Source organism: Pseudonocardia pini (assembly GCF_013870575.1).
In the GTDB taxonomy this organism is placed as follows: domain Bacteria; phylum Actinomycetota; class Actinomycetes; order Mycobacteriales; family Pseudonocardiaceae; genus Pseudonocardia; species Pseudonocardia pini.
Window position 1 is genome coordinate 1 of record NZ_JACBXB010000247.1, and the last position, 7,086, is coordinate 7,086.

General features: G+C 71.8%; 6 protein-coding genes. All 6 read left to right on the top strand.

What is annotated here, in order from left to right; translation table 11 throughout:
- Positions 1–247: hypothetical protein (locus H5J29_RS34350; protein WP_220187459.1), on the top strand; the 247-nt coding region annotated here is incomplete at its 5' end.
- A gap of 652 nt (positions 248–899) precedes the next feature.
- Positions 900–1,718, top strand: a complete 819-nt coding sequence (locus tag H5J29_RS15560) for a TIGR02569 family protein (RefSeq protein ID WP_181781682.1) — start codon at positions 900–902, stop codon at positions 1,716–1,718.
- Between the two features lie 205 nt (positions 1,719–1,923).
- Entirely contained in the window at positions 1,924–3,285 is a 1,362-nt protein-coding gene (locus tag H5J29_RS15565) for an MFS transporter (RefSeq protein WP_312858250.1), read from the top strand.
- 82 nt (positions 3,286–3,367) lie between these two features.
- The gene (gene nirB, locus H5J29_RS15570) at positions 3,368–5,914 is read left to right on the top strand and encodes a nitrite reductase large subunit NirB (RefSeq protein WP_312858249.1); all 2,547 of its coding nucleotides are present in this window, start codon (positions 3,368–3,370) and stop codon (positions 5,912–5,914) included.
- Positions 5,911–6,285: a nitrite reductase small subunit NirD gene (gene nirD / locus H5J29_RS15575; protein WP_181781683.1), complete on the top strand. Its 375-nt coding sequence runs from the start codon at positions 5,911–5,913 to the stop codon at positions 6,283–6,285. The genes nirB and nirD overlap by 4 nt, the downstream gene beginning before the upstream one ends.
- A 47-nt stretch (positions 6,286–6,332) precedes the next feature.
- On the top strand, positions 6,333–7,086 hold a 754-nt coding region (locus H5J29_RS15580), incomplete at its 3' end, for a uroporphyrinogen-III synthase (protein WP_181781684.1).

The window sequence follows — 7,086 nt, forward strand, 5'->3', positions numbered from 1 at the left end:
CGTGGTCGTTCACGTCCCGGAAGAGGCGGTGCAGCTCCAGGTCCGGGGACGCAGGCTCCAGCGAGCAGAGCTCGGGCGGGGACTCAGGCTCCAGCGAGCCGGGCTCGGACGGCGCGTCCTGGAGCGATCCGCGAACCTACGACTCGGGCTCGGCCGGTACCCGCTCGAACGGGTCGACCTCAGGCTCCAGCGACTCGACCCATTCAGGCTCGAACGACTGGGGCTCGAACGACTCGAGCTCGGGTAACGGCTCGGGCGCGAGTGTCTCCGGTACCGACGTTTCAGCGTCGGGTGATTCGAGCTCCCGGGGCTCCGAATGGAGCGACTCCGGTTCCCACAACGCGGGCTCGGATGGCGCGGGCTCAGGCTCTGGCCATTCGGACTCGGGCTCGGGCGGGTCGGAATGGAGCGGCTCGGGCTCGGGTGGCGCGGGCTCGGGTGGCGCGGGTTCGGATGGCGCGGGCTCAGGCTCTGGCCATTCGGACTCGGGCTCGGGCGGGTCGGAATGGAGTGACTCGGGCTCGGACGGGTCAGGCTCGGGTGGCTCGGGTTCGGATGACTGGAGCTCGGGTGGCTCGGGCTCGGATGACTGGAGCTCGGGTGGCTCGGGCTCGGACGGCTCGGGCTCGGACGACTGGAGCTCGGAGGGCTCGGGCTCGGATGGCTCGGGCTCGAGTGGCTCGGGCTCGGACGACGACTCGGGCTCGAACGACTCGAACTCGAGCTGGGACTCGAGCGGTTCGGACTCGGACTGAGAGACCCGCTGGGCCGAATGACGGCACCCCGACCCGCGCGCTCCCCGGGCCCGCGACCAGGGACCGTTCGGCGAGCCCGCCCGAAAGCCCTCCCTCCCGCGTGGCACAACGGATCAGCCGGACCGCGCAGGTAGCGTGGTCGCCGTGACCGCAGCACCCACGGCCCCGCAGGCTGCAGCCCTCCCCGAGCACGTCCGCGTCGCGTTCGGGGTGAAGGACGCGCTCCCGCGACCCGTCGTGTGGGCCGGCCAGCGCGCCTGGCACTGCGACGACGTGCTGTTGCGCCCGGTCGCGGACAACGCCATGGCCGCGTGGTCGGCCGGTGTGCTGGAGAGCCTCGACGTCGAGGCCGTCCGCCTCGCCCGACCCGTCCGGTCCTCGGACGGGCGCTGGGTCGTCGCGGGTTGGGCCGCCTCCCGGTTCCTGGCGGGCGCGTCGGAGCCCCGCCACGACGACGTCGTCTCGGCCAGCCTGCGCCTGCACGCGGCCACCGCCACGGTCCAGCGCCCCCGGCTGCTCGACAATCGGGACGACCTGCTGTCCCGCAGCGCCGCGGCCGCGTTCGGCGAGCGGCGGTTCGCCCTGGACGAGGCCGCGGGCGGCAGGCTCTTCGGCGAGCTGGCCGCGCACCGCCGCCCGATGAAGTCCCCGCCGCAGGTCGTGCACGGCGAGCTGTTCGGCGCCGTGCTGTTCGACGGCGACGGCGTCCCGGTCGTCCTCGACCTGGTCCCCTTCTGGCGGCCCGCCGAGTGGGCGGCCGCGGTCGTGGTGGTCGACGCGATCGCCTGGGGCGGGGCCGACGAGGGACTGATCGACCGCTGGGCTCACCTGGACGAGTGGCCGCAGGCCCTGCTCCGCGCGGCGCTCTACCGACTGGCGCTGCACGCCCAGCACCCGGACGCCTCGGCGCGTAGCGTCGCGGGTCTGGAGCGGGTGGCGGGTCTCGTCACCGCTCGACTTTGAAAGATCTCACAGCCCTGACCAGCGCGTTGTGACCTCACACTGCAGCTGAACGCAGGTGAGCGGGGCTTTGCGCCCGCGTCACACAGCGCCACTCCAGGGTAATCCGGCCTGCCTACGGTCTGCCCATCCGAACTTCGGAAGCGACCTGGAGGGCCCGACGGTGACAGCCACTGCAGAAGGATCCGCCGCACCGACGGAGGCGAACATCGTCGACCGCGGCCTGATCAAGGGGCGGTGGATCCAGCACTGGGAGCCTGAGGACCCGGGCTTCTGGGAACGGACCGGCAAGAAGATCGCCAACCGGAACCTGTGGGCGTCGATCTTCGTCGAGCACGTCGGGTTCGCGATCTGGACCCTCTGGTCCGTCTTCGTGCTGTTCATGGGCCCGGAGTACGGCGTCGACGCGGCGGGCAAGTTCTTCATCGGCGCCACGGCCACGCTGGTCGGCGCGATCCTGCGGGTGCCCTACACCTTCGCGGTGGCCTGGATGGGCGGTCGGAACTGGACCATCATCTCCGGCCTGCTCCTGCTGGTCCCCACGGTCGCGGCGGCGTTCGTGCTCGAGCCCGGCACCCCGTACTGGGTGTTCGTGCTGATGGCGGCCCTGGGTGGCTTCGGTGGCGGCAACTTCGCCTCCTCCATGGCGAACATCAACGCCTTCTTCCCCGAGGGCAAGAAGGGTGCCGCGCTCGGCCTCAACGCCGGCGGCGGCAACCTCGGCGTCGCGCTGATCCAGCTGATCGGTCTGCTGGTCATCGCGACCGCAGGAGCGGGATCTCCGCGGCTGCTGCTGGCGGTCTACATCCCGCTGATCGTCATCTGCTCGATCTGCGCGGCGCTGTACATGGACAACATCTCCAGCGTCAGCAACGACAAGGGCGCGTTCAAGCTCGCGATGAGCGAGAAGGACACCGGCATCATGTCCTTCCTCTACATCGGCACGTTCGGGTCGTTCATCGGTTACTCGTTCGCGTTCGGCCTCGTCCTGCAGACCCAGTTCGGCCGCACCCCGCTGCAGGCCGCCGCGGTCACGTTCATCGGCCCGCTGATCGGCTCGTTCATCCGCCCGATCGGCGGCTGGCTGGCCGACAAGTACGGCGGCGCCCTGGTCAGCGCGCTCACCTACATCGCGATGGCCGTGTCCGCCCTGATCTGCATCCTGGCCTCGGGGTCGAACTCGCTGGGCATGTTCACCGCGGGGTTCATCCTGCTGTTCCTGTTCTCCGGCCTCGGCAACGGCTCGACCTACAAGATGATCCCGGCGATCTTCCGCAGGCAGGCGCTGGAGCGGGTCGGCCAGGGCATGGACCGGACCGCCGCGATGCTGCACGCCCGCCGCATCTCCAGCGCCGCGGTCGGCCTGATCGGCGCGGTCGGCGCGCTCGGCGGCCTCGCGATCAACCTGGCCTTCCGCCAGTCGTTCGCGGCGACGAAGAGCGGCGTGCCCGCGTTCTGGGCCTTCCTGGCCTTCTACCTGATCTGCGCGGCGGTGACCTACCTGGTCTACATGCGGCAGACGTCGACCGTCCGGGTCGGCGCCGACGAGACGGCGTTCGCGCGCGTCTGACCCCCGAGTACACGCCCACCCGCCGCACGCCCCGCGGCGGGTGGGCCCCCGCACGACGCACCACACCGCAGGAGGTACTTCCGTGACGGACACCCGGCACCTCGTCGTGGTCGGCAACGGGATGGTCGGCCACCGGCTGGTCTCCGCGCTGCGCGACCGCGACGAGCGCGGCGAGTGGCGGATCACCGTCCTCGGCGAGGAGACCCGCCACGCCTACGACCGGGTCGCCCTGTCGTCGTACGTGGACGGGAAGAGCGAGGAGGAGCTGCGGCTCCCGGAGCTCGCGGGTTTCGACCTGCGGCTCGGTGACCCCGTCGCCTCGATCGACCGCACGGCCCGCCGGGTCGTCACCGCCTCCGGCGCCGAGCTCACCTACGACGCCCTGGTCCTCGCGACCGGCTCCGTCCCCTTCGTCCCGCCGGTCCCCGGCAAGGACCTCCCGAACTGCTTCGTCTACCGCACGCTCGACGACCTCGACGCGATCAAGGAGGCCGCCGCGGCCGCCGTCGCCCGCCCGGGTGCGGGACGCCGCTCCGCGGTCGTCGTCGGCGGTGGGCTGCTCGGTCTCGAGGCCGCCCGCGCCATGCGGCTGCTGGGGCTGTCCCCGCAGGTCGTCGAGATCGCGCCGCGGCTCATGCCGGTGCAGGTGGACGAGGGCGGCGGCGCGCTGCTGCAGAACCTCGTCAGCTCCCAGGACATCGCCGTGCGGTGCGGTGTCGCGGTCACCGGCATCCGTGAGGAGCGCGACCGGCTCATCGCCACCCTGTCCGACGACATCGAGCTCGACGCCGACCTCGTCGTCTTCTCCGCGGGCATCCGGCCCGCGGACACGCTGGCCCGCGACTCCGGGCTGCGCGTCGGCGAGCGCGGCGGCGTCTGGGTGGACGCCACGTGCCGCACCTCCGACGAGCACGTCTGGGCCGTCGGCGAGGTCGCCGCCCTGGAGGGGCGGACGTACGGGCTGGTCGCGCCCGGGTACGCGATGGCGGAGGTCGTCGCGGACCGGTTGCTCGGCGGCCAGGCGCGGATGACCCCGGACGAGCTGGACATGTCCACGAAGCTCAAGCTCCTCGGCGTCGAGGTGGCCAGCTTCGGGGACGCGCACGCCGCGACCGAGGGCGCGCTCGAGGTCGTCGTCAACGACCCTGTGGCGGGCACCTACTCCAAGCTCGTCGTGTCCGACGACGCGCAGACCCTGCTGGGCGGCGTCCTGGTCGGCGACGCGTCGAAGTACGCCACGCTCCGCCCGCTCGTCGGGATGACGCTCCCGGCGGACCCGGTCGCGATGATCGCGCCCGGCGGCGTCGAGCTGGGGGCGGACGCACTGCCGGACTCCGCGCAGATCTGCTCCTGCAACGCCGTCACGAAGGGTGCGCTGAAGGAGGCGATCCACGACGGTGCGTGCACCGTCCCGGACCTCAAGTCCTGCACCAGGGCGGGCACGAGCTGCGGCTCCTGCGTGCCGCTGCTGAAGAAGCTGCTGGTCTCCGAGGGCGTCCAGGTCTCCAAGGCGATCTGCGAGCACTTCGCCTTCTCCCGCGCCGAGCTGTTCCAGATCATCGCGAGCACCGGGATCCGGACGTTCACCGAGGCGGTCGAGTCGCACGGCAGCGGGCGCGGGTGCGACCTGTGCAAGCCCGTCGTCGCGTCGATCCTGGCCTCGCTCGGCGGCGGCCACATCCACGACGGCGAGCAGGCCGCCCTGCAGGACACCAACGACCACTTCCTCGCGAACATGCAGCGCAACGGCACCTACTCCGTCGTGCCGCGGATCGCGGGCGGCGAGATCACGCCGGAGGGCCTGATCGTGATCGGGCAGGTGGCGCAGGACTTCGGCCTCTACACCAAGATCACCGGCGGGCAGCGGATCGACATGTTCGGCGCCCGCGTCGAGCAGCTGCCCGCGATCTGGAAGCGGCTCGTCGATGCCGGGTTCGAGTCCGGGCACGCCTACGGCAAGTCGCTGCGCACGGTGAAGTCCTGCGTCGGGTCGAGCTGGTGTCGCTACGGCGTGCAGGACTCGGTGGGCATGGCCGTGCTGCTGGAGCTGCGCTACCGCGGGCTGCGTAGCCCGCACAAGCTCAAATCCGGTGTCTCGGGGTGTGCGCGCGAGTGCGCGGAGGCCCGGTCGAAGGACTTCGGCGTGATCGCCACGGACAAGGGCTGGAACCTCTACGTGGGCGGCAACGGCGGGGCCACGCCGAAGCACGCACAGCTCATCGTGCAGGACGTGGACCAGGAGACGCTGATCCGCACGATCGACCGCTTCCTCATCTTCTACATCCGCACGGCGGACCGGCTGCAGCGCACCGCGCCCTGGCTCGAGGAGCTGGAGGGCGGCCTCGACCACCTGCGCGAGGTGATCGTGGACGACAAGCTCGGGATCTGCGCCGACCTCGACACGGCGATGGCCCGACACGTCGAGAGCTACGCCGACGAGTGGCGCGGCGTGCTGGAGGACCCGAAGAAGCTGGAGCGCTACGTCTCGTTCGTCAACGCGCCCGAGACCCCGGACCCGACGATCTCGTTCGTCACCGAGCGCGGCCAGCCGGTCCCGATGCCGCGGGCGGGCGATCCCGTCCTCATCGGGCTGCCGACCGTCTCCCCCCGACAGGAGGTGCGGGCATGACCACGGCCCCCGAGCAGGTGCGTGTCCCCGTGACGTGGGAGGACGACGTGCGCTGGCAGACGGTCTGCCCGCTGGACCGCCTGCAGCCCGAGCGCGGTGTCGCCGCACTGTTCGGCGAGACCCAGGTCGCAGTGTTCCGGCTCTTCGACGATCGGGTCCTCGCGATCGGCAACGTCGACCCGCGCTCCGGCGCCGCGGTGATGTCCCGCGGCATCGTCGGCGACCGCGGTGGCGTGCCCACCGTCGCGTCGCCCCTCTACAAGGAGGCCTACAGCCTCGTCGACGGACAGTGTCTGGACGTCGAGGACGTGTCGCTGCCCACGTATCCCGTCCGCGTACGCAACGGGAGCGTTCAGATCGGGTTACCGTGACGGTCCTCGCGTTCAGACTGCCCCCGACCAAGGCGGAGAATGCCCCGATGAGCGCCCCCACCACCACCGAGGCGCCGGTTCCCGCGCTGGCCGGTTTCACCGTCGGTGTGACCGCAGCACGTCGCGCCGAGGAGTTGGGCACGATGCTCGAGCGGCGCGGAGCGTGCGTGCAGCACGGGCCGTCGATCCGGATCGTCCCGCTCGCGGACGACGCGGATCTCGAGGCGCGGACCCGCGACCTGATCAACCGCCCCCCGGACATCACCGTCGCGACCACGGGCATCGGGTTCCGCGGCTGGATCGAGGCCGCGGACGGCTGGGGCGTCGGCGAGGCGCTGATCGCGGCCCTCGGCAAGAGCCAGGTGCTCGCGCGCGGCCCGAAGGCACGGGGCCAGATCCGGGCGTCGGGGTTGACGGAGGTGTGGTCGCCGACCTCGGAGTCCTCGGCCGAGGTGTTGGACTACCTGCTCGAGGCGGGGGTGGACGGCAGCCGGATCGCGGTGCAGCTGCACGGTGAGCCGCTGCCGGACGTGGTCGAGGCGCTCGAGCTGGCGGGCGCGGAGGTCGTGCAGGTCCCGGTGTACCGCTGGGTGCAGCCCGAGAACCTCACGCCGATGGACCGGCTGACGGACGCGGTGCTGGCTGGCGGGATCGACGTCCTGACCTTCACGAGCGCGCCCGCCGCCGCGAGCCTGCTCGCCCGCGCGGACGAGCGCGGCCTGCGGGACTCGCTGATCACCGCGCTGCGGTTGCGGGTGCGGGTGGTGTGCGTCGGGCCGGTGACGGCGGCGCCGCTGGAGG